Below are 22,963 nucleotides of genomic sequence, written 5' to 3' on the forward strand. Positions count from 1 at the left end.
TTTGATAATGTAATTTTATAAAAACTAACAGTTATGAAAAAACTTGCCGTCACGGCTACTGCCGTACTGTTTGTCATCAACAGTTTCACAGCCAGTGCCCAAGCACAAGATCAACAGAAAGCCTGGGCCGATTACATGACGCCTGGCGAAGTACATAAAATGATGGCCAAATGGGATGGAAAATGGAAAGAGGATGTTACCTTCTGGATGCAGCCTGGCGCAGCACCCACCAAAAGTACCGCAACCTGTGTAAATAAAATGGTGATGGGTGGCCGTTATCAACAAAGCACCCATACCGGTAATATGATGGGACAACCATTTGAGGGTCAGGGAACCCTGGCTTGGGACAATGCCCGTAAAATACTTATCAGCACCTGGATAGACAATATGGGAACCGGTATCATGTATATGGAAGGCACGTGGGATGAAGCTTCCAAATCAGCCACCATGAAAGGTAAAACAACCGATCCCATGACCGGCAAGGAAATGGATGTTAAACAAACATTTACGGTAGTGAACGACAATACGCAAAAAATGGAAATGTATATGACGCACGAAGGCCAGGAGTTCAAGACCATGGAGATCACCTTTACCAGGACCAAATAACTTATTGAAGATCGTGTTCATCAATGCGTCCCGCCCATATTAAACCGGGCGGGACGCTTTTTTATTGACATAGTTCTTGATCCGTACATCAACTGTTCAGCATCTCCTTTAAGTGCAGGTTCTTGTTCCTTAGATCAATGCCACCTTCCACGATCGATTTAAGGTTGGCCAGGTAAAAGGTCCAGCCGGTTTTACAACCCACATGAAAATTTTGCTTTCCGGTTTCGTCGGTAGGTACTTGTTCCTGCACCAGTTCCACTATATGCTCTCCGTCTTCAACTTTGATCTGAACAGTGCAAATGCCCGCCTTGCCAAAACTGAATTTGAACAGGTCTTTATGGTTTGCCTCCAGGATCTCTCCTTTTTCCAACGATGTATCCGGATAACCATGCCATAGCCACTTATAAGTATCGCCCACCACTACCTGTTCGTCTTTGTCTTTTTCTTCCCCGTTTTTATTCCGGTACTCACTCAGGCGAACAAACCAGCTTTCCATCCCATTACGGGTTGTCCACGCCCGGTATAAAGTTTCCACCGGTGCGCTTACATTAATACGAACTACAAAACGACTCCAGTCAATTGTTGACATATAATTTAATTTTTGATATTACAGTTTCACAGGTATTACACACCCGGTACGGAATGAAGGCCTATCCGGTTTCCCTCGCTGTCGATAAACACGGCCATATGTCCATATTCAGGTGCGATCTCTGTTTTAGGAACAATCACTTTTCCGCCAGCCGCTTCAACTTTGTTTAACACCCGCTGAACATCGGGATTTGCATTCAAATATAACAGCGGCCCGTCGGTACCTGAAGGTTTGTGAAATGTACCACCCGTATCTGCCAGGGCGCCGGTAACACCATTCACCTGATCATCGACGGGAAACACGCGCATTTTTATGTTGGGCAGATCAATGGCATTTAGCTGAACCCCAAAAATGGTTTCATAAAACCGTTGTGCTCGGTTAAGATCAATATTCCCTTCTTACTACCGCCAGGCTCCAATAATAGCGCCCATTAATACCAGGGCAACAACACTATAAAAACCATTAATAAAAATCAATCGCCAGGGCTTCAGTTCAAACAGGCTGTGAATCGCAATGGCGCAGAAGGTCCAGATCCCGGCGAGGAACCCGGCGGTGGCGCCCCAGGCAACATTGGCTTTGGCAGCACAATGGGGCGGACAATCGGCTGGTGTAGCCAGGAACATGGCCAGGTTAACCGCCATCAATAAAGAGAAGATGAGCGTAAAGCCAAAGATCTTTCCTTTATTGCCACCCTTTCTTATTTCTTCTTCAGTAAAATTATTATCCTTCATCCAGGCCTTGCCAAACAGACCCGGTGAATACCAGATGCCGCCAACCACAAATGAAGATATCCCGGCAACTAAAACAGCCCACCAGTTAATTACAGGCATGATCATAAGCATATAATTTTTGTAAAAACCGTTAGGGCTGAACAGGGATTGCTTATTGAACACAATTTTTCATGGCTGATTGAAATTTAGCCCTAACAGGTTTTTAAGGTTATTTCAAATCTATTTGCTAATTTTTACGCCCGCAACTAAAATGGAATCAGGCTGGAAAAGCAGGCGATCAATAGTACTAATAAGCCGATCAAAAAAATAACAGGCTCCGACCGGTTAAATGATATCGGTTTCAGGGTAATTCTTATCCCGGCCTTTGGTGTAGTTATTCCCCTGCTTACGGGCATGATCAACGAACAGGAATTCTCGCCGTGGAAAGTCAAACTCAGTATCCTTTTTACCATAGGAATTGCTTTTATTATCTGGGAAGGAAACCGTTTTCTACTGTTTACATTACGCAGTTATTTCGACTGGTTCAACAAACCAATCCGCAAGATAACGGTGCTCGTACTGGCGGTATCGTTCTATACAATTCCTATAAGTGCATTGCTGCTGGTGATCTGGTATGAAATATTCAATGAAGGAAAAGTAAACTGGAATACCATCACCACCACAACACTTATCATCATGATATGCGTGTTGTTCATCACGCATATTTACGAAACGGTGTTTCTGGTGCGGGAAGCAGAAACCGAGAAATTAAAAAAGGAACAATTGGAAAGGGCCCGGGCAGAAGCGGCCCTCGAAGCGCTCAAAAACCAGATAGACCCGCATTTTATTTTTAATTCGCTCAACACCTTGTCGCACCTCATTGAAAAAGACCCGGCAAAAGCCAGGCAGTTCAATGATAACCTGGCAGATGTTTACCGGTACATTCTTCAAAACAAAGCCCGCGAGCTGGTCTTGCTTCATGAAGAAATGCTATTTTTAAACGATTATTTTTCTTTGCTGAAGATCAGGTTTGAACAGGCTGTGCAATTACAGGTCAATATCGATGCGGCTTTGTTTGAACAATACCTTATCCCGCCAATTTCATTGCAGATCCTGGTAGAAAACGCCATTAAACACAATGAATTTTCAGATGCTATCCCGTTGGTAATTACTATTGACATGCAAAACGATGAATTGATCATCCACAACCAGGTGCGCAAAAAGATATTACGGAAAGCATCTTCGCGGATCGGGTTACATAACCTGGGCGAACGCTATAAATTAACTACCAGTAAAGAGATCAGTGTGATGGAATCAGGGAGTGATTTCATGGTTTCTTTACCGGTATTAAAAATTGCCTGATATAAAACGTCCGTGGCAAAACCAAATAATTATTACGAGATGAAGTGTGTAATTATAGAAGACGAAAAGCCGGCAGCAGAAAAATTACTTTCATTACTTGCTGTAAGCAATCAACCTGTATATGTTGAAGCCGTATTGAGCAGTATTAAAGAAGCCATGGAGTGGTTGCAGCAACATGCTACCCCCGAGCTGATCTTTATGGATATTGAGCTCAGCGATGGCCTCTCGTTCAAATTATTTGAACAAATAAATATTGAGTGCCCGGTGATTTTCATCACCGCCTATGACGAATACTGGCAGGAAGCATTTGAATATAACAGCATAGATTATCTGCTGAAACCGGTAAAACCCGAAAAACTGGAAGCCGCCCTCAGTAAATACCAGAAGCTGAAACAGCATTTCACTAACAACTACCAGGCGCTGGTGAACTGGCAGCAGCCCCAGCCGCAAGGCGGTTACAAAAAGCGGTTCCTCGTAAAAAGGGGCACCGATTACATTAGTATTAAAACAGAGGAGATAGCCTACTTTTATGCCACCCATAAACTGGTGTGTATGGTTGATAGCGCAGGCCAGAAATTTATCATGGACCAGTCGCTCGCCGATATTGAGACCCAGGTCGACCCGGCGGTCTTTTACCGGGTCAACCGCAAATACCTGGTAAATATGAGCGCTATCAAACGCATCAAAACCTACCCGAAAAGCAAGCTGTTGCTCGAGGTAACGCCGCTGGTTACCGAAGACATCATCATCAGTCAGGAAAATGCCGCCGCCTTTAAGCAATGGATGGGACAGTAAACAGTATATAGTTTAAAGTTCATAGTTTACAGTTCTCACTGCATGGTTTATGGTTTTTAGGTTGATCTGCATGATCGTAATGGCTGGCGAAATTTCAATTAATAAACGATCTTGCGCCGCGGCATTTCTTTGCCTTCAGCCTTCAGCCTTCAGCCTTCAATAAAAAACCCCGATAATATAAACTACCGGGGTACATCCTATAACGTGTGCATAAAAGCCATTAATTGTTGCCGCCGCCACCGCGGTTGCCGCCACCGCCGCGTTGCGGACGGGTTGTGGGTTCAATTTCATCTTTCCACTTCTTGAACTGGTCTTCGGTAAAGATCTTTTTCAGCTTTTCATCGCGTTCACCGGCCAGTTTCATCATCTTTTCCCGGATAGCTTCGCGGTCAGGAGCGCCGCCGCCGGCCCGCATTTCTTCAAATAATTTATTTTGGGCTCTGAAATATTCTATAAAAGCACTGTCACTTTTAGTGGTCTGGTCACTATTCAGTTTAAGGTCGGTCAGTTTTTCCTTGACCATTTTTAATCTTTCTTCCGGAGTACGGCGAAAACCGCCGCCGCCCTGGGCATGTACGGCTATAACCCCGGTTATGGCAATCGCCAGCAATAAGATCGCTTTTTTCATGCTATGAGATTTAGTTTAATGTAAGTATGTATTTGATTGGATGCCGCTTCGGTTAAAAACCTGCGCGGGTGAAAAAATTATTGTGTGAAAGTCAAAAAAAGCCCAAAAACAAAACAGGATGCCCAAATCGCCCCTCTGAGGCCTTACAGGGCCGGTGAGCTGCTAAAATGCACTGGCTAAAGCCGCAAACCCCGGACCGGCCAGCCTACTCCTTATCTTTCAAACTATTTTGGAACACCGTTTGCCAAATTCAGATTATCTTGCAACTCCTTAAAAAATTTGTATTGATATGGAATACGCTAAAATTGTTGCTGTAACGGGTTTACCAGGATTATATGAATTGGTGAGCAGTAAATCAGATGGCGCTATTGTACGGTCACTGGATGACAAAAGCACAAGATTTGTTTCGAGCAGGATACATAATTTTTCTCATCTCGAAAGCATTGAAGTATATACAGTTCGGGACAATGTGAACCTGGTGGATATTTTTACTGCCATGGACCAGAGCGGCGAAAAAACACCTGATGAAAAAGATAACGAAGCTGTAAAAAAATATTTTGAGAAAGTATACCCCGACCTCGACTTCGACCGCGTATATTCCAGCGATATGAAGAAGATGGTAAAATGGTTCGGCGTACTGAAATCGAACAATATCGAGATCAAATTAAGAGAAGCAGCGCCTGAAGAAGAACCGGTTGAAGAAGCAGTTGCTGTAGAAGAAAAAGCAGCTGGCGAAAAAGAAGCAAAGCCAAAGGCGGCTAAAAAGGAAAAAGAAGTAGCAGACGACGAAGAAAAGAAAGAAGCAGCCCCCAAGAAAAAAGCGGCTTCCAAAGCCAAAAAAGAAGAGGGTGATGCCAATGGTGAAGAAAAGAAAGAAGCAGCTCCCAAGAAAAAAGCGGCCCCTAAAGCCAAAAAAGAAGAGGGTGATGCTACTGATGAAGCTCCTGCTAAAAAGAAAGCGGCTCCTAAAAAAGACGCCAAGAAGTAATTTAGCAAACTTTAATAAACTAAAGCTACAGGCTGCTGGTTTTATTACCTGAAGTTTGTAGCTTTCTTATTTTAAAAAAGTGAACCAATGAATTATTCTGCAGACATAAAGAAATTGCCCCGGCATTTTTTACCGGAAGATTTTACTGTAACTACCTGGGACAATCTTGAACCTTATTTTAAAAATTTGCTCGACAGGCCTGTTAATTCTAAAGCCGATCTGGAAAAATGGCTGCACGACATGAGTGAGCTGGAAGCCGTCGTAAGCGAAGACGCCTGCTGGCGCCAGATTAAAATGACCTGTGATACCGAGAACAAGGCGCTGGAAGAGGCTTTTGTGTTCTTTGTAACCCAGATCCAGCCGCAAATTCAGCCTTATGCCGATAAACTGAATAAAAAACTGGTTGAAAGCCCCTTTGTAAATGAACTCGACCAAAAGAAATATTTTACCTACCTGCGCAGTGTTCGCAAAAGCATCGAGCTGTTCCGTGAAGAAAATATTCCCCTGCAATCTGAGCTGGCAGTACTGGCCCAGCAGTTCGGCACCATTGCCGGCAAAATGACCGTTGAAGTAAACGGTAAGGAATACACTTTACAACAGGCATCCAAATTCCTCGAGAGCCACGACCGCAGTTTGCGCGAGAGCGTTTACCGTAAGATCAACGAACGCCGCCTGCAGGATAAAACAGCGCTCAATGACCTCTACACCCAACTGATCCAGAAAAGACACCAGGTAGCTAAAAATGCCGGCTTTGATAATTATCGCGACTATAAGTTCAAAGAACTGGGCCGCTTCGATTATACCAAGGAAGACTGTTTTCAGTTCCATGAAGCGGTTAAACAGCATATCCTGCCGCTGGTGAATGTGATCAACGAACGGAAAAAGAAAAAACTGAACCTGTCTTCGTTCCGCCCATGGGATTCAGAAGCAGAGCCGGAAGGCGTTCAACCACTAAACCCGTTTAGCACCGGCAGTGAATTACTGGAAAAAAGCATACGGTGTTTCGATCGCGTGCATCCCTTCTTCGCCGATTGTCTGCGGAAAATGGGCGAAATGAAACACCTCGACCTTGATAGCCGCAAGGGTAAAGCCCCTGGTGGATATAATTGTCCGCTCGCCGAAACAGGCGCTCCGTTTATCTTTATGAATGCGGCTGGACAAATGAGTGATGTTACCACTATGGTGCATGAAGGCGGTCATGCAGTGCATTCATTTCTCGCGCATCCATTGGAGTTAACTTCTTTTAAAGAATATCCTATGGAGATAGCGGAAGTGGCCAGCATGACGATGGAACTGTTCAGCATGGACGCCTGGGATGTTTTCTTCGACAAGGAAGAGGACCTGATCAGGGCAAAGGAGCACCAGTTGGAAAGAGTGATCACTATCTTCCCCTGGATCGCCACCATCGACAAATTTCAACACTGGGTGTATGAAAATCCCATGCATACCGTAGAAGAAAGAGCGGCAAAATGGATGGAGATCCTGAATGAATTTTCCAGCCCCGTAATTGACTTTGACGGCCTTACGGAATACCGCACGTATGCCTGGCAAAGGCAGCTGCATTTGTTTGAAGTTCCTTTATACTACATTGAATACGGGATCGCCCAACTGGGCGCCATCGGCCTGTGGATGCAATTCAGAAAAGACAAAACAGCGGCGCTTAACAATTATATGAAGGCTTTGCAACTGGGCGGCACCAAAACATTGCCAGAACTCTACAGCGAAGCAGGACTTGTATTTAATTTTTCGCCTGATTACATTAAGCAGTTAATGCAATTTGTGAAAGTTGAAATGGATAAACTAAACGTTCATCCATAGCCGGAAAAAAAATACCCAGTTCATGGTATGCGAAATATTAATTCATTCTATTATATTTGTACCACTAAAAGTATATTGATAAGGTAGTTACGCTACCTGACATCATAAAATAGCTACTAATCAGAGCCTTAACCAAAAGTCCCGGTGTTTCTACATCGGGGCTTTGTTTTTTAGATATTTAAGGTTTTGTTAAAAAAACGCGGCAGTCTCAATTTAAGTGCCCGCTGTTTTCATTTTGTCTAAGCAAAACTGATTGAGCTTTGACATTTGGTAAATTCATAGAGCGTAACTGTAAACAAGATCTTCAAATATTCCCGCCAAGGAGTTGTAGTAGATTTTTAAAAGTCCGGTTAGGGTACACCGAAATACGCACGGTTACCTCAATGCTGCACAACCGGAAATACAATTAAAATGACCATGGTCAATTTTTTTTTACCGGCAGTCCTTACACAAGCCGGTTACCACCATTTGATATTCCTGCGGTAAGAACCCGACGGGCAATTTAACTTGCGGAACAGTTACATCGGCCAGGCAAATAGTCTTGCCGCAGTCGGAGCAAATGAAGTGCACATGATTGTCATGGTGATGACCCTCGGAGCAGTCATCTTTACATAATGCATATAATACAGAGTTATCGGAGGTTGGTATAGAGTGGATGATGCCTTTTTCGAGAAAGGTTTGCAACGTGCGATACACGGTAACGCGATCGAATTTTTCGCCGGTCTTTTTCTCTATATCGCCATGCGCAAGCGCTCCGTTGCTCATTAGGAACAATTCCAGGATCCGCTTCCGGCTACCGGTAACACTCAACTGATTTTTGCGAAGTATTTCGTCTATCTGCGCTTCCATCTTTAAAAACATTAAACAATGGCAGTATCAACTGCCGAACATATTATTTGAAAATCGCTCCTGCGTATTCCTTTCCTTTAACAATCGCCTGATGTCTTCTTTCAATTCTTCCACTTCGTCCTTTTTCAACCCGTCATAAATCTTTCTCACCCGCCCAATGCGGTCGACCAGCGCAAAGAACTGGGTATGTAAGAACTGGTCGTTAATGCTCTGCAGGTTATTCTTCGGATCATCCAGCAGGTAGCTATTCCGGGCGGCCTGGTAGAGGCTGTCCTTCCGGCCGGTTACAAAAACCCATTTTTGGGTATTTACCTGCATGCTATCGGCGTAGAATTTCAAACGGGCCGGGTTATCAGTATCCGGGTCTACCGTATGCGACAGGATCATAAAACCGGGCTCATCTTTATATACGTCGTATACCTTTTTCATATTGGTGTTCAGCATCGGGCAAATACTGGGGCAGGTCGTAAAAAAGAATTCTGCCACATATACCTTGCCTTCCAGGTGCCGTTCGGTTACCAGCTGCCCATCCTGATTGGTAAAACTGAATGGTTGAACCCGGTTCACCACCGGCAGTTTCACCTCGCCGTACCCCGGGATCACCTGGGTAAGGGCCACATAAAAGGCTATCACCAACACCACAAAAAAAGCAACATAAAAGATCAGTTTCCGGCGCATATCATCTATGATTTTTCAGGCAACAAAGGTACGGCTACCCATTCCGCTACCAATTAATTTATTTTTATAACGAATCTTTTTGCAACAAAGTTGCATGCTAGTTGATTTAGTTCTTATCTTCGAGCCATGAATTTTAGAGTAAACTGGGATGCGATGGGTGTGGCAGCTTCACTCGCCTGCGCTATCCATTGTGCTATATTGCCGCTTGTGTTAACCAGTTTGCCTGTTTTAGGCATAAACATTATTGAAAATGAGGCGTTTGAGTATTTTATGATCCTACTGGCAATGGCTATTGGCGTCTATTCCCTGCGCCATGGCTATAAAAAGCATCATCACAGCACGGTTCCGATTATCATCTTTGCCATTGGCATTACCGGACTGATAGCCAAGCAAATATGGCATCAATACCAGCTGTGGATCCTGCCGTTTGCTGTTTTAATGATCGTAACCGCTCATTTAATGAACTTCAGGGCCTGCCGCGTGCATAACCACGCCCATGAAGACGACTGCGATCACTAAGCCCTTGTTCCTGGTCATATTTATTCCTGAATCGTTCCTGCCTCGTAAATTCTGCTGACAGCTCACCGGCCGGGTTCGTCACGGCTCAAAGATTTTCAAAATAAGAAACAATTGCAGCAGGCATTTGTTATTTTTGTAATCAACTTAAAAGAAGGAATATCATGATCAAAACAGGAAATCCTGTCATTAGTATTTATACAGAAATGACGCCTAACCCGGAAACCATGAAGTTTGTGGCCAATAAGTTACTGTACCCGGGCAAAAGCATTGATTTTCCGGATGTGGAAAATGCCAAGCCTTCGCCGCTGGCTACCGAACTGTTTGGGTTTCCCTTTATTAAAGCAGTATTTATTGCCAGCAATTTTGTAACACTGACAAAAACTGCTGAAACCGAGTGGAATGATGTTATTCCTACCATTCGCCAGTTCCTGAAAGAATACCTGGAAGAAAATAAAGTGGTGATCAATGAAGAAGAGATCGCTACCATTAAACAGGAAAGCACCAACATTGTAGCTGCCGATGACGACGACGTGGTTAAACGGATCAAAGAGCTACTCGAAAATTATGTAAAACCAGCCGTAGAAATGGATGGCGGCGCCATTCAGTTCAAAAGCTATAGCGATGGAGTTGTTAACCTGATGCTGCAGGGTTCATGCAGTGGTTGCCCATCCTCCATGATCACTTTAAAAGCAGGTATCGAAGGCATGATGAAGCGGATGATCCCTGAGGTTAAAGAAGTAGTGGCAGAAGCAGAATAACACATTTCTGTTAACATATTTTAACTTGTTTTAAACCTTCCCCAAAAGGGAAGGTCTTTTTTTTGTGCATATATGAAGTTGAAAGAAAAAGTGATTACGAAGTTTCATGCATGTCTATTGGCCGTTACAATTAAACCATTATCCTGTTAAACGGTCAAATCAAAACTACCAAAGTACAACACGTACAACCGGGTCTTACCCCCTTATCTGAACAGCTAAAATTTTAATGGCACTGATTTGTTTCAACAGGCAGCATTTTTTTCAATGCAACCGGTTGATAAGGGGCAACTCATGCCATAACTATAAAAACGACCATTATTAAAACTAAAATCAACATTTATGAAAGTACACATCCTGTTTATTTCTACTGCAGCAGCGGCCATGTTAACAACAGCTTCCAAAGCACAGCTCGGCCTGGGTGCTACCACTTCTGCTTCCCTGAGGTCTGCTACCAGTATTAATACCAGTGGTGCAGGCGCAGCGCTGAATCATACCCGTACAAATGTTCAGAGCGCCGCTCAAAAAACAGTGAACACAACCAGATCAGTTACTGCCAACACCGTTACAGCAACCAAGAATGGCGTGGCCAATACTGCCCACAACAACGCCGTGAATGTAAACGCCGGCGCTTCGGTACAGGGCAATTCAAGCACACCAGCAACTTCACTCGCCACTGATAATGTCGTGGGCGTATCAGCAGGTGCCGATAGATCTGTTGCTGTAAATGCCACATCAAACAACCAGGCCACAGAATCAGTTAGCAGCACAGCGGTTGAAAAAGTTCAAAAAACAAAAGATGTTGCCTCTACAAAAACCCGCGAAACCGCGAATAAAGTAAGATCAACAACCGCCAATACTACCAATGCGGTTAAAGAGACTGCTTCCAATACTTCTGTGACCTCATCCACTGCAGTAAGCAATGAAACTGCTGTAAAGACCACCAAGCAATAATTGCCCTATTGATAACAAAACCTTCCCGGTGTTAAACCGGGAGGGTTTATTTACATCTCCATTTCAATTCGTAATATGAAAAAACTAATTGCCCTATTTCCCCTCGCTTTTATTTGTATGGTGCTGCAGGCGCAACAAACTGATTCCACTACAACGAAAAGGAAAATAACCATTACAACGGGGCTATCCGTTAATTCAGGGCTCAACTATTATGGCCGTACCGATAGCCTGAAAAGCCAGGGCATTTATCCCTTTGTTGGCATTACATTGCCGAATGGATTATACCTGTTCTCCAATTTCATTTTCGTTCGCAATGCAGTTGCCACCACTTATGCGGCCACTACCTTGGAAGCAGGCTATAAATTCAGGAACAAAAAAGAAAATTTCCGGGGGAACCTCTTCGGGTCGCGCTTTCTTTATAATGAAGATGTAAGCCTGGTGCAATCGGTACTGAAAGGACAAGCTGGCATCAACCTGATCCACACCAATAAAATTGTGGGTATCTATGGCGGCGCGGATGCGAAATTCAGCGATAAAACTGATTTTGGCGTTTACGCCGGGCTTGACCATTCCTTTCGCATCGACTCCATTGGCAAAAGAGGCGTAATTGTGATTGCCCCCGCCGTCTATGGCTATTTCGGTACCCAGCGGTTTACCAAAACATGGCTGCAACAAAAAAGATTTCTTTTTATACCGGTTGGCGAACAAACAGTAACCGCCAGCAGCAGCCGTTTCGATCTTTTATCGTATGAACTAAGCTGTCCGGTCATTTATGGCATCGGTAAAATGAACATTATTATTACGCCTGCGTTTGTTCTACCGCAAAATGTAATTACTGCCAATGGTCAGTCAACCCCTGAAGCTGATGCGCTGTTTTACACTACCGCAACCGTGCGCTTCGATCTTTAACCAGCCCCTCTGATAACCCAACTTGGCCGTGTTGCAGGAATGCAGTAAATTCAATAAAACAGCGGGTTTATGACCGTACTGTATATTTTGGGCGCATTGATAGTAGTGATAGTGTTACTGTTGATCATCGCCTTGTTTTTACCAGATGGGTATTATATTGAGAAATCGGCCATCATAAAAAAGCCATGTGATTTTGTAATGGATAAAGTGGCTGACTTCCATAATCATATTCAGTGGAACCCATGGCATCCAAAAGGGGCTGCTAAAGCGGGCGCTATTACCGGTCTGGCAAAAAGGCCAGGTCATAAATATTCATGGAAAGAATCGAAGATCGGAACCGGCAGCCTCACCTTGCGCGATATTGATGACAGGCATATTCACTTTGATCTTGATTTTATAAAGCCGGTAAAGACCACCGCCCGCGACAACTGGCTGTTTGAAGAATGGGGCAATGATGAAACCAAAGTGACCTGGCAGAATTTCGGCGATCTCCCTTACCCTGTAGGCCGGTTAATAGGATATATGCTGCACAAAAACCTGAATGCCCAGATCGCCGAAGGATTGAAAAACCTCAAAAAGTTCTGTGAACTGTACGACGGCACTATTGCGGTACGGCATTTTTGAACACCTTCATAGCCATTGTTGGAAATAACCGCATAAGATGTATGGCCATCCATTCCTGTGAAAAAGGCCGCCCCACGAACTTTTCAAATTTCCCCTTTTCAACAGCCCGCAATATTTGTTGAGCCGTTTTATCGGCCGGAAAGCCATGTCCAATATTTTTGCCCAATTCGTTCAGTTTCTCGCCCGAAGCAGTAACCGCATTTAAAGAAACCTGGGTGCGAATGTATCCCGGCATGATCAGGGTGACCTTGATATTATCCCGCCACACTTCAGCCCGCAAACAATCAAAAAAGCCGTGCAGCGCATGTTTTGCCGCAGCGTATGCCGAGCGCATGGGCGTTCCAATTTTACCCATGACACTGCTGATCACCACAAAATGACCGGTTTTCCTTTGTTGCATGTGTGGCAGTAATAACCTGGTGAGCTCTATATAGCTGAAATAATCAACTTCCATTACTTTACGCTGCACGGCAGGCAGGGTGTCTTTTACCGTCGACCGCTGGCTTATGCCGCCATTATGGATCATAATATCGATCTGTGAAAATGCGCCCATGGCTTCTTCAACTTTCTGGGCAAAAGAACCAGCCGCTTCCAGGTCGAGCGGAAGCACATATATATTGGAGCCGCCGGCCTGCTGTTGTACCCGCTTTAGCTCTTCCTCGCGGCGGGCAGAGATAATGATCTTTGCGCCCTGTTTAGCCAGTGCATAAGTAAGTGCTTCGCCAATACCCGAAGAGGCGCCGGTGATCCAAACGATCTTATTGGTAAAATAACTCAATGAATAAAAATTTGTGACCAAATATCGGAAACCGGCCTGAAAGTGCAGAAAATGGTACCGGTAATTGCAATAGAATTATCTTGCGCTTTTTTAGAGCATGACATACGAAGAAATTATAAAGCAATTCGTCGACGGCATGCGCAATACCACGCTTCCGGAATACATCGCGGTATTTGCGGGTATTGCTAGCGTATGGTTTTCGCGCATTGAGAACATCTGGGTGTACCCGGTGGGACTGATCAGCACTGTCATATATATATTTCTTAGTGTGGAAGGCAGCCTGTATGGCGAAGCGAGCGTTAACCTGTACTATACCATCATGAGCATTTATGGCTGGGTATTGTGGCTGAAAAAAGACAAACAACAACATTACGTCGTGACGGTACAATTTTCAACCCGCCGCGAATGGGTGCAACAGATCCTCTTCTTTGCATTTTTTTACATCGCCATCTTCAGCGCATTGACCTGGCTGAAGCACGCGTTTTATTCAGCCACTATTCCCTGGGCCGATGCCTTTGCTTCGGCAACCGCATTCACCGGCATGTGGCTTATGGCCAAAAAGAAAGTGGAAAGCTGGTACTGGTGGATCGCAACCAATATCGCCTCCATTCCGTTATATTTTGTGAAGCAATATGTGTTCACCAGTGTCTTTTATTTTATACTGTTTTTAATGGCAGTGTGGGGATTGCTGGAATGGAAAAAACGCGCCAGGAATTGGAAGGTTAAATAGGGGGAATGAAAAAGATAGTTGTCATAGGTCCTGAGTCAACAGGAAAAAGCACGTTGAGTGAACAGCTGGCCCGCTATTATAAAACCAGTTGGGTGCCTGAGTATGCCCGGGATTATCTCCTGCAGCATGGGACTGATTATACGTATGACGATCTGCTCATCATTGCCAAAGGCCAGCTGGCCCTGGAAGAAAGCTATATCGAAAAAGCGAAAGATGCAAAGCTCCTGTTTATTGACACAGATCAGTATGTAATGAAAGTATGGTGTGAGTTTGTATTTGGCAAATGCCATCCCTGGATCCTTGATCAGATTACAAAAAGGAAATATGATTTATACCTTCTATGTAATATTGATCTCCCATGGATCAAAGATGCTTTACGAGAGTATCCTGACCTTGAGCCTCGGAAACAGTTATACAGCATTTACAAAACTATCCTCACCAACCAGTCTGTACCCTGGGTAGATATCTCGGGGAATTATGATGAGCGGTTACAAAAAGCTATTCAGACGGTGAACGATTTATTTCTGAAGTAGAACAGTTTTTATAGTTGCTATGTTGTTGTAGTAGGCAAAACGCGCTGCAATGAATCATCGATTGTTATTTTACATCGGATGGTTAGTAATAAGTATTGTTCAAGCTATCAATACTGAACTATTCGATGATGAAGCGTATTATTGGGTGTACAGTCGTTTTATAGATTGGGGCTATTTTGATCATCCACCCATGATCGCGGCATTGGTTAAGGCAGGATATGCAATTTTTCACAATGAGCTGGGTGTTCGGTTTTTTATAATATTACTGAACACAGCCACCATCTTTTTAGTTCAGCAACTTACTTACAAAAAGGACGACCGCCTGTTTTATGCTGTGGCCCTTTCTATTGCCGCTGCACAAATTGGCGGCATACTGGCGGTGCCCGATACACCATTACTGTTCTTCGCGGTACTTTTTTTCCGGCTCTATCAGCGATTCCTGGAAAAGACAAACCTCATCAGCTCGCTGTTACTGGGCTTTTGCATGGCCTGCATGTTATACAGTAAGTATCATGGCGTATTGGTGATAGGATTGGTTTTTTTATCGAACATAAAACTGTTCGCCAACAAATATACCTGGGTGGCAGCGGCTGTTTGCCTGCTGTTATTTCTGCCGCATTTATACTGGCAGTACCAGCACAATTTTCCCTCGGTACAATATCATTTGTTTGAAAGAAATGCATCCGGTTACCGGTTCGTTTTTACCACTGAATATATCCTGGGACAAATAGCTTTTGCCGGACCGATCATCGGCTGGTTCCTTTTATGGGCAGCGGTGCGCTACAGGCCGGTTTCTTATCTTGAAAAGGCCATGCAATATTCGCTGGTCGGCATTTATATCATATTTCTATTAAGTACTTATAAAGGACGGGTGGAGGCTAACTGGACGGCAGCCGCATTCATCCCTTTAATGGTGTTAAGCCATCGATACCTGGTGCAACGTTACCAATGGCAAAAATGGTTATATATAAGTCTTCCGGTTACTTTGTTAGTGGTGCTGGCAATAAGACTTTATCTTATGTGGTGGTTCCCGCCTGTTTCCTGGATTAAGCGCAATGAATTCCATGGCAACCGTACATGGACAACCGAGATGCATCAGCAAGCGGGTAATTTGCCGGTGGTCTTCATTGATACCTACCAACGCGCTTCCAAATATTGGTTCTATACCGGCCTGCCGGCGTTTTCGCTGAACTCGGCTTATTACCGCCGGAATAATTTTAATATGTGGCCGGTAGAAGATTCATTGATCGGTAAGGCTGTTTATATGGATGTGCCAGATAACAGCGATTATTTCAAAAGACTTTTCAAGCCACATGGCTGGCCTTTCCCGCATGACGGCGTGCAGCAGGGCTTCTATTCTTTTGCGAGGGTATTATTTACCGACATGAACTGTGCCAACCGGCAGACACGTACTATAGAGATCAGCACGAAGGTGAGTGTTCCGGAAAGATACAGGGAATACTTTCAGCAGGTCAGTTATTGTCAAACGGCCATCTGGCTGGTGCTCTACGAAAACGGGGAAGTAAAAACATTGATCAATACCGGCACTACGGTGAGCCGGTTGACAGGCGACAGCCTCAGGCTTTTGGTGAATGTTCCCGGCGATATTGGCGATGGTGAATATACAGCCCGCTTATGTATCGGGACCGTCTTACCGGGATTTCCTACGATTAACAGTACTGAATTTCAGCTTTGCGTAAAATAACTATTGCAGCAGCCTTTGAATATCCGGGTCGTTTTGCAGAAAAGCCATTTGTTTCATTACCCAGGGATAGCGGTTGGCAACATACCGCGACATTGGCTTTACGGTGTATTTTTTCGGATTGGGCATACAGGAGGCGATCATGGCGGCTTCCTGGCGGGTGAGTTTTTTTGCCGGCTTTTTAAAGTAATTCTGTGCAGCGGCTTCAATCCCGAAAATACCGGGTCCCATTTCCGATACGTTGAGGTACATTTCCATGATGCGGTTCTTTCCCCACATCAGTTCTATCATAAAGGTGAAATACACTTCCATGCCTTTGCGAAACCAGCTGCGGCCCTGCCACAGGAACACATTTTTAGCTACCTGCTGGCTGATGGTTGAAGCGCCTTTTATGCGGTTGGGCTTTTTTTTGTTGTACTCCATCGCCTTGTTAATGCTTTTCCAGTCGAACCCATTGTGATCGGGGAACAGTTGGTCTTCAGCAGCAATAAAGGACAGGCGTGCATAGGATGAAATTTCTTTCATATGTACATAATCCCTTTTCAAACCATTACCGGAAAACAGGCTACCCAGCTGAGTTAGGGTAAAAGGCGGGTCGACCCACTTCAACAGAAGAATATAGAATAACTGTAATAGAAAAAGAAAGAGCAAAGTCCTCTTTATAATACGCCAGATGCGAAGGGCTTTTTCTTTCGTTTTAGTTGACATGAGTAGGGAACTGCTTTGGCCTGCAAGATACAATTTTGATTGCTGATCCTTAACGTTGCCAGGGGGCCGGATATTTTCTTATCGTGAATTTTTCACATATACCACTTTATATTTTCCCCCAACCTTATCGGCCCTGCTCTGAAAGTGCGTGAGGGCAAAACCGGTAGCCGCCACTCCCGCAGCAATGGTCAATGGAACTACTTTATTATTGGCAGTAACCGATTCTTTCCGGTAAGCTGTATTTACCAGTTCCAGCAAGATGAAACCTAGTCCGCCCACTTTCATTAATGCAGGCAATGTTACCTGGGCAAACCCTTTTTTTCTGCCCCAGGTGTATTGACGGGTGAATTGAAACTTTTTTATTTGCCGGTAGTCTATGCCAATAGTGTAGGCCATTGTATCGAGTGTAGTACCGAATTCAGTGGCTTGCAGTTGCCGCTCCTGTTGCTGAATGATGATTGAATCGTGCCTGATATCTTTTATATAACCATTTATGGTAAAACCGTTGTGCGTTACGGCTGAAATGAAGACGCCGGGATAGTAGGTCTTTAAAGTGCGGTTATTATGTTTTCTTAATACGATAAAATCCGAGGTCTGCGATAAGGTTACTTCTGCTAATGATACGAGTAGTATTAAAAGTAAAGCTTGTTTCATTCGGTGACAAGTTACACCGGGCCATTTTGTTAATTCACTAATGATTTGTTAAAGGAGTCCTGCGCTTTAATTGATCTTGTCAGATAAGAAATAGGTGCCATAGAAAAGCGCTATGCCGAATCCGGCCAGAATGACCCCTGATACTTTATTGATCACGGAGATATTGTGCAGTGTTAGCTTGTTTCGCAATTTGCCCGCGAGCATCACTTTTAAAATATCAGCAGCGATATTAACGGCGAGGCAAACCGAAAAGATAAGTAACCTTTGGTTCAAACTGTATTTCGAAAACGCGGTTGCGGTACCCAGCCAGAAGATGAATACACTGGGATTTAAGGTGTTCAGAAAAAATCCGCTCGACAGGATCTTGAGTATTTCCAGCTTTCCAAATTTTAGGGCATTGCCATCGGCATCTGTACGAAGGGTCACCTTTTTAAAGAACAAGTAATAAATGCCAACTGCTACCAGGAAACCGCTGCCGATATAGCCGATCACGCTTTTGTATTCCAGTAAATCAGACACAAAAGCCGAAAAGGCGTTACTTATTACAACGAGTATAATATCGCTCAACCATACGCCGGCTACAAAACACAACCCACCGGTATGCCCGTTATTCAAACTTTGCTTTATAATGGTAAATATTACGGGCCCTACAGAGAGAGCAAGAATACATCCCAGCGTTAACCCACTTATTATGGCTTGCCACATGCTTACATCCTTATAAATAGTCCAATTTTATATACGTGCGCGCAAGGTAGGAAAACAAATTGCATATAAAGAGAGGATTGTTGATTTAGGGATTGGATTGTGTAATGGTACCAGTTTCAACGAACCTGCTCCAGTCTTCGAACATCTTGCCTTTCATAACACGTGGAAATTTATGTTGCCCGCCGATCTTTCCTTTCAGGTGCATAAACTCCATGAATTTTGAAACGGGCAACACGTGCAGATAAACTTCCTTCAGTGCGCTGTTTCTTTCAACTGCATAATCATCGTTGAGTTCTTTCAGGCAGTTGTCTATTTTCTGGCGTAATAAGTCCGCATCTACGACATCATCACAGGCGATCCACCATTCATGCGCAAAGAACAAACCGTGCGGAACACCAGCCACCGTGTATTCAGGAATGTCCAAATTCATTTCTTCGCTGGCCAGTTTAATGGCTTTGTTCATGTTATCAACACTCAGGTGTTCACCAACAAGACTTAAAAAGTGTTTGGTACGGCCTGTAATAATTATTTCGCAGCGCTCTTTATCAACGAACCGAACGGTGTCGCCGATCAGGTAGCGCCAGGCGCCGGCGGTAGTGCTGAGCAGGATCGCATAGTCTTTTCCTTCTTCCACCTGGTGGATCATCAGTGCTTCCGGATTTTCTACCAGGTTACCATCTGCATCGAAATTGTCGTTATTGAAAGGGACAAATTCAAAAAAGATATGATCGTTCAGGGCCAGCCGCATGCCTTTGGAAGTTTGGCGGTCCTGGTAAGCGATAAACCCTTCAGAGGCGAGGTAGGTTTCAATGAATGTAAGCGGTTTGGCCACCAGTTTATTGAAGCCTTTTTTATATGGTTCGAAGGAAACGCCGCCGTGTACGAAGAATGCCAGGTTAGGCCACATGTCGTGGATGGAGTTGAGCTGGTACCGCTCGATGATCTTTTCCATACACATTTGTATCCAGGCCGGCACGCCCACCACGAAGCCGATGTCCCAGTTGGGTGCTTCCTCAACAATGGCTTCTATTTTACTGTTCCAGTCGCGGGTACGGGCAATTTTTTTTCCTGGCTTATAAAAGGGCGAAAACCAGAATGGTACTTTTTTGGCGGTAATGCCGCTGAGATCACCGGCATAGTAACCGGGTCCTTTTTGCAGGTCGGTGCTACCGCCCAGCATTAACCAGCCTTTGCCAATACTTTTAACAGGAATATCGTGGTAGGTGCGTAAGGAAAGTAATTGCTTGATCATGACGATGCGGTTGCCACGCATCAGATCATTGGTAATGGGAATATATTTACTGGCAGCTTCGGAGGTTCCGGAGCTGAGGGCAAAATATTTTATCTTTCCGGGCCAGCAAATGTCCCTTTTACCCTCGAGTGTTTTATGCCACCATTCAGCATAAATCTTGTTGTAATCATAGGTAGGGACCAGTTGCTGGAATTTTTTCCCAGCGTGTTTACTCAATAGGATCTCGTCGAACCGGTATTTTTGACCGAATTCGGTAAACCGGGCTTTCTTCAGCAATTTCTTTAGCACCTTGATCTGCTGCCGCCGTGGTGACTTCTCCGGCAAACGCAACGCTCTGGCAACGGACCTGGGTAAAGAGATATCAATTAGGGCCATTCAATAGTTGCCCGTTTGGTCAGGCATAACCAAAATTAAAGGTTTTTAGCCTGATATATTGCACATTTTGCAAAGATTAGGGTGTACGGTAAACCGAAAAGAAAAAAACCCGCCGGTCAGGGCGGGTTTGTGAAATTTCTGTTCGTCCAGTGAAAAAAATTATATATGTAATGATTCAGCGTTTGCACCCCGATTATTTACCTATTACAATTTTTTTCGTGATGGTTTGTGCCTGGGTTTGAATTTTTACAAAATAGACCCCGTTTTGCAAACCGGAAACATCGAGGTCGAGGCGGCCGGTAGATCCCTGAGCAACTGCTCTCAGTTCACGAACGGTTCTGCCTGACTGGTCGAGAATGGTGATGATGGCGTTTTTGGCATCGGTCATTCCTGAAATAAACAGTTTTCCAGTTGTGGGAATGGGGTAAACCCGCAATATTTCGGGAGTCTCAGTTTCATCGATAACATTACTTGTAGTGGTTTTTCTTAACCCTGAAATAGCAGTATTATAACAGGCACCCGGGTTCTGGAAAGCTTCGGCCTGGAGTGTGCCGCAGCTAATATTATATCCGAATGTGTTGATCGAAGCTTCAAACTCGCTACCATATTCTGCCTCAAATCCTTCTTGAAGTAGGACGGTACTACCTGCTTTATATATAACACTTTGGCCATTGGGTACTATTACGTCTACTCCGCCTTCAGTTGTGATACTGTTATCTACCTTTTCCTCTACGGATTGATTATAAACAATGCCGTATATTACTTTGTCTGATACATACGTTGGTGTTTCAGTATAATTTGAATAAGGCAGCGGTGTTTGCCATGAATAAACCTGATTATGCCTGTTCCTGAAATAAGTGTCAAAAGAACCCTGAAATGTTTTTATTTCATAATCATGAATGTAAAGAATAGGCGTGTTTTCAGGATCGTTTTGTTTTTTCAAAACAGCTTTTACCCTGAGCCACACCTTTGTTTCCTTACGGGCGTTGAAAGCAAGGCCATTTACACATTCAATATTTACATACGGGGTTTGAAATGTATGTAACTTTTTCTCCGTATCAAATGTGGTAACCTGCAATCTTCCCGATTCCAGATCGGGCCGCATAAAATTGCACGTACGTACCAGATAATAGTAGGCATCGGGATCATTTATGTACTCATTTTGAGAGAACAGATCATAGGAAGCGGTAGCAGTCTCCCCTGCGCCGTTTGGAAGGATTTGTCCAACTATTGCAGCCTGTGCTGAAACAAGTTCAAGACCAGCACCGCTATTAAATGACACTTCGAGGTTGTTACGTATTCTATAGGATACATAATCTGATCTGCTGGTATTAACGCAACAAGATGAATATTGAAAATGGTGCACCCTAGTATAAATAACAGTATCGGCTTCAGGAGTATTCTTTATATTGAATATTCCAAGCGGACATTTGTAATAAGTTGCGTTATCATTATTTGGCTGGATGGTCCCAGGAACCCGCAATATAAATGATTGTTGTACCGTCTTTGCTGTTAAACTACCTCTCAATTCCATATCATACGAAGTATATGTAGGCATGGCTGCTGGTTTGCCCGAAGATCCGGTTGAAAACAAACCGATCATTTCTCCCACGAATTTCAATATTACACCTGCACTTCCTGTTCCTGTAGCAAGATTAGAAGTTGCATTGCCCAACATTTTAAGGAAGTCATGGTCATTATTGGAATTATTGCTAACGTTAGTTGCCTCTAATTCTATTTTACCTTCAGGACCGTCTTCAGGAGGGTTTGTTTCTTGAATTTTCGCTTTCACTCTTTCAGCAAATGTCTTAGCCAGATTTCGTACTTCAGAAATCGATTTGCTAAACGTGCTGAATTTTTCACCGATAGCTGAAAATTGAACCGTTTGACCGCCATTACTGGAAGTAGGCGTATTTTTGGGTACATAGGAAAAGCTATATATGGCAGCATTTGTTCCTGTTACACTTCTGCCTTTTATAACAGCTTTCAAATCATTGGTTACTACACCATAAATAGTAAATTTTACCCCTGCTCCGAAATAAGCCCCATTTTGAATGTTTGGATCGAACCCCGGATTTAATTCTGCAACAGACCACCTGGTGTACCCGCCCTGTTCTGTAACCGCAACAACCGATTTTCCATATTTACCGGTTTCGTTTGAATTAAGAAACGCAGCTGGCGTGCCCGCTAATTCATCTCCAAGAGATGTGGTAGCAGGGTATGGTGCAGGCATGGTAGGTTCCATGGTCACAAGCATGGAAGTAAATCCTTCCGGGGTTTCCGTTTTATAAATATATACTCGTATTAGGCCAGTAAACTTATTATATAAAACAAAATATGGGTAGGCAGTGACATGCGTGCATCCAAAATCCCTTTGCAATAACTCCCAACCCTTTTCTTTTGTGTAATCCCCTCTTTGTGAAATTAAATCCAGCGCTGTGGTAGGGGAATTTACAAATGGTGACCCCATTATAGTAAGTTTAGTACTTATGCTACTGGTTCGGGCGCTCCAGTGTTTACAATAATTAGCATCAGATGGTTTGATTTCCCAATTCCAGTTCGAGTTACCATTTGCATCACCATAATTTGCACATACGAATTGGTTGTTGGTGATGTCTGTGTAATCATCAGCACAGTTTTGGGAATAACCTCGATATGCAATAGCGCACAAAAAGATTATTAGTATTTTTAAAAATTTCTTCATGTCATTTTAATTAAGCATTTTTAAAATTCTCCCATGTT

The 22,963-nt window shown here is 43.9% G+C and carries 25 protein-coding genes; 13 read left to right on the plus strand and 12 right to left on the minus strand.

Annotated features, from left to right (window positions below; all coding sequences use genetic code 11):
* The first annotated feature begins 33 nt into the window (after nt 1–33).
* On the plus strand, nt 34–606 hold the full coding sequence (locus JUB15_RS04895; protein WP_207511214.1) for a DUF1579 domain-containing protein: 573 nt from the start codon (nt 34–36) through the stop codon (nt 604–606).
* Between the two features lie 88 nt (nt 607–694).
* Here the strand turns inward: JUB15_RS04895 and JUB15_RS04900 are convergent, their stop codons facing one another.
* Genes JUB15_RS04900 through JUB15_RS04910 form a run of 3 tightly spaced genes read right to left on the minus strand, consistent with a single transcriptional unit; the run spans nt 695 to nt 2,031 of the window.
* Nucleotides 695–1,195, minus strand: coding sequence for an SRPBCC family protein (locus tag JUB15_RS04900; protein ID WP_207511215.1), 501 nt, complete (start codon nt 1,193–1,195; stop codon nt 695–697).
* A gap of 35 nt (nt 1,196–1,230) precedes the next feature.
* Nucleotides 1,231–1,584: a VOC family protein gene (locus tag JUB15_RS04905; RefSeq protein WP_207512042.1), complete on the minus strand. Its 354-nt coding sequence runs from the start codon at nt 1,582–1,584 to the stop codon at nt 1,231–1,233.
* Between the two features lie 12 nt (nt 1,585–1,596).
* Nucleotides 1,597–2,031: a DUF1761 domain-containing protein gene (locus tag JUB15_RS04910; protein WP_207511216.1), complete on the minus strand. Its 435-nt coding sequence runs from the start codon at nt 2,029–2,031 to the stop codon at nt 1,597–1,599.
* A 288-nt stretch (nt 2,032–2,319) separates the two neighbouring features.
* Here JUB15_RS04910 and JUB15_RS04915 point away from each other — a divergent pair, with 288 nt between their 5' ends.
* Nucleotides 2,320–3,267, plus strand: coding sequence for a sensor histidine kinase (locus tag JUB15_RS04915; RefSeq protein ID WP_207511217.1), 948 nt, complete (start codon nt 2,320–2,322; stop codon nt 3,265–3,267).
* A gap of 39 nt (nt 3,268–3,306) precedes the next feature.
* A complete protein-coding gene (locus JUB15_RS04920; RefSeq protein WP_207511218.1) occupies nt 3,307–4,062 on the plus strand; it encodes a LytR/AlgR family response regulator transcription factor in 756 nt (251 codons plus the stop codon).
* A 220-nt stretch (nt 4,063–4,282) separates the two neighbouring features.
* Here JUB15_RS04920 and JUB15_RS04925 read toward each other — a convergent pair whose 3' ends face one another.
* The gene (locus JUB15_RS04925; RefSeq protein WP_207511219.1) at nt 4,283–4,690 is read right to left on the minus strand and encodes a hypothetical protein; all 408 of its coding nucleotides are present in this window, start codon (nt 4,688–4,690) and stop codon (nt 4,283–4,285) included.
* A 289-nt stretch (nt 4,691–4,979) separates the two neighbouring features.
* Here JUB15_RS04925 and JUB15_RS04930 point away from each other — a divergent pair, with 289 nt between their 5' ends.
* Nucleotides 4,980–5,678 (plus strand): DUF5606 family protein, encoded by a 699-nt coding sequence (locus JUB15_RS04930; protein WP_207511220.1) that lies wholly within the window; start codon nt 4,980–4,982, stop codon nt 5,676–5,678.
* A gap of 87 nt (nt 5,679–5,765) precedes the next feature.
* On the plus strand, nt 5,766–7,496 hold the full coding sequence (locus tag JUB15_RS04935; protein WP_207511221.1) for a M3 family oligoendopeptidase: 1,731 nt from the start codon (nt 5,766–5,768) through the stop codon (nt 7,494–7,496).
* A 432-nt stretch (nt 7,497–7,928) separates the two neighbouring features.
* On the opposite strand, the gene JUB15_RS04940 is transcribed toward JUB15_RS04935, so the two are convergent.
* Both JUB15_RS04940 and JUB15_RS04945 read right to left on the minus strand, forming a co-directional pair.
* On the minus strand, nt 7,929–8,345 hold the full coding sequence (locus tag JUB15_RS04940; RefSeq protein WP_207511222.1) for a Fur family transcriptional regulator: 417 nt from the start codon (nt 8,343–8,345) through the stop codon (nt 7,929–7,931).
* 27 nt (nt 8,346–8,372) lie between these two features.
* Nucleotides 8,373–9,023 (minus strand): SCO family protein, encoded by a 651-nt coding sequence (locus JUB15_RS04945; RefSeq protein WP_207511223.1) that lies wholly within the window; start codon nt 9,021–9,023, stop codon nt 8,373–8,375.
* Between the two features lie 126 nt (nt 9,024–9,149).
* Here JUB15_RS04945 and JUB15_RS04950 point away from each other — a divergent pair, with 126 nt between their 5' ends.
* From JUB15_RS04950 to JUB15_RS04970, 5 genes are all read left to right on the plus strand, one after another.
* Nucleotides 9,150–9,542, plus strand: a complete 393-nt coding sequence (locus JUB15_RS04950; protein WP_207511224.1) for a MerC domain-containing protein — start codon at nt 9,150–9,152, stop codon at nt 9,540–9,542.
* 161 nt (nt 9,543–9,703) lie between these two features.
* Nucleotides 9,704–10,300, plus strand: coding sequence for a NifU family protein (locus tag JUB15_RS04955; protein ID WP_205507993.1), 597 nt, complete (start codon nt 9,704–9,706; stop codon nt 10,298–10,300).
* Nucleotides 10,301–10,639: 339 nt separating this feature from the next.
* The gene (locus JUB15_RS04960; protein ID WP_207511225.1) at nt 10,640–11,251 is read left to right on the plus strand and encodes a hypothetical protein; all 612 of its coding nucleotides are present in this window, start codon (nt 10,640–10,642) and stop codon (nt 11,249–11,251) included.
* 75 nt (nt 11,252–11,326) lie between these two features.
* Nucleotides 11,327–12,160 carry a hypothetical protein gene (locus JUB15_RS04965; RefSeq protein ID WP_207511226.1) on the plus strand — a complete coding sequence of 278 codons (834 nt, stop codon included), beginning with the start codon at nt 11,327–11,329 and terminating at the stop codon, nt 12,158–12,160.
* A gap of 69 nt (nt 12,161–12,229) precedes the next feature.
* Nucleotides 12,230–12,784, plus strand: a complete 555-nt coding sequence (locus tag JUB15_RS04970; protein WP_207511227.1) for an SRPBCC family protein — start codon at nt 12,230–12,232, stop codon at nt 12,782–12,784.
* Here the strand turns inward: JUB15_RS04970 and JUB15_RS04975 are convergent.
* Nucleotides 12,762–13,562, minus strand: coding sequence for an SDR family oxidoreductase (locus tag JUB15_RS04975; RefSeq protein WP_207511228.1), 801 nt, complete (start codon nt 13,560–13,562; stop codon nt 12,762–12,764). The genes JUB15_RS04970 and JUB15_RS04975 overlap by 23 nt on opposite strands.
* 97 nt (nt 13,563–13,659) lie before the next feature.
* Here JUB15_RS04975 and pnuC point away from each other — a divergent pair, with 97 nt between their 5' ends.
* Genes pnuC through JUB15_RS04990 form a run of 3 tightly spaced genes read left to right on the plus strand, consistent with a single transcriptional unit; the run spans nt 13,660 to nt 16,530 of the window.
* On the plus strand, nt 13,660–14,292 hold the full coding sequence (pnuC, locus tag JUB15_RS04980; RefSeq protein ID WP_207511229.1) for a nicotinamide riboside transporter PnuC: 633 nt from the start codon (nt 13,660–13,662) through the stop codon (nt 14,290–14,292).
* 5 nt (nt 14,293–14,297) lie between these two features.
* Complete coding sequence (locus JUB15_RS04985; RefSeq protein WP_207511230.1) at nt 14,298–14,825, plus strand: AAA family ATPase; 528 nt, start codon at nt 14,298–14,300, stop codon at nt 14,823–14,825.
* Nucleotides 14,826–14,874: 49 nt separating this feature from the next.
* A complete protein-coding gene (locus tag JUB15_RS04990) occupies nt 14,875–16,530 on the plus strand; it encodes an ArnT family glycosyltransferase (protein WP_207511231.1) in 1,656 nt (551 codons plus the stop codon).
* Here JUB15_RS04990 and mtgA read toward each other — a convergent pair whose 3' ends face one another.
* From mtgA to JUB15_RS05015, 5 genes are all read right to left on the minus strand, one after another.
* The gene (gene mtgA, locus JUB15_RS04995) at nt 16,531–17,235 is read right to left on the minus strand and encodes a monofunctional biosynthetic peptidoglycan transglycosylase (RefSeq protein WP_207511232.1); all 705 of its coding nucleotides are present in this window, start codon (nt 17,233–17,235) and stop codon (nt 16,531–16,533) included.
* A gap of 78 nt (nt 17,236–17,313) precedes the next feature.
* Nucleotides 17,314–17,889 (minus strand): hypothetical protein, encoded by a 576-nt coding sequence (locus JUB15_RS05000; protein WP_207511233.1) that lies wholly within the window; start codon nt 17,887–17,889, stop codon nt 17,314–17,316.
* Nucleotides 17,890–17,955: 66 nt separating this feature from the next.
* Nucleotides 17,956–18,594, minus strand: a complete 639-nt coding sequence (locus tag JUB15_RS05005; protein ID WP_207511234.1) for a LysE family translocator — start codon at nt 18,592–18,594, stop codon at nt 17,956–17,958.
* Nucleotides 18,595–18,679: 85 nt separating this feature from the next.
* Nucleotides 18,680–20,221 (minus strand): GH3 family acyl-acid amido synthetase, encoded by a 1,542-nt coding sequence (locus tag JUB15_RS05010; protein WP_207511235.1) that lies wholly within the window; start codon nt 20,219–20,221, stop codon nt 18,680–18,682.
* Nucleotides 20,222–20,414: 193 nt separating this feature from the next.
* Nucleotides 20,415–22,925: a T9SS type A sorting domain-containing protein gene (locus JUB15_RS05015; protein WP_207511236.1), complete on the minus strand. Its 2,511-nt coding sequence runs from the start codon at nt 22,923–22,925 to the stop codon at nt 20,415–20,417.
* Between the last annotated feature and the right edge of the window lie 38 nt (nt 22,926–22,963).

Source organism: Longitalea luteola (genome assembly GCF_017356035.1).
In the GTDB taxonomy this organism is placed as follows: domain Bacteria; phylum Bacteroidota; class Bacteroidia; order Chitinophagales; family Chitinophagaceae; genus Niastella; species Niastella luteola.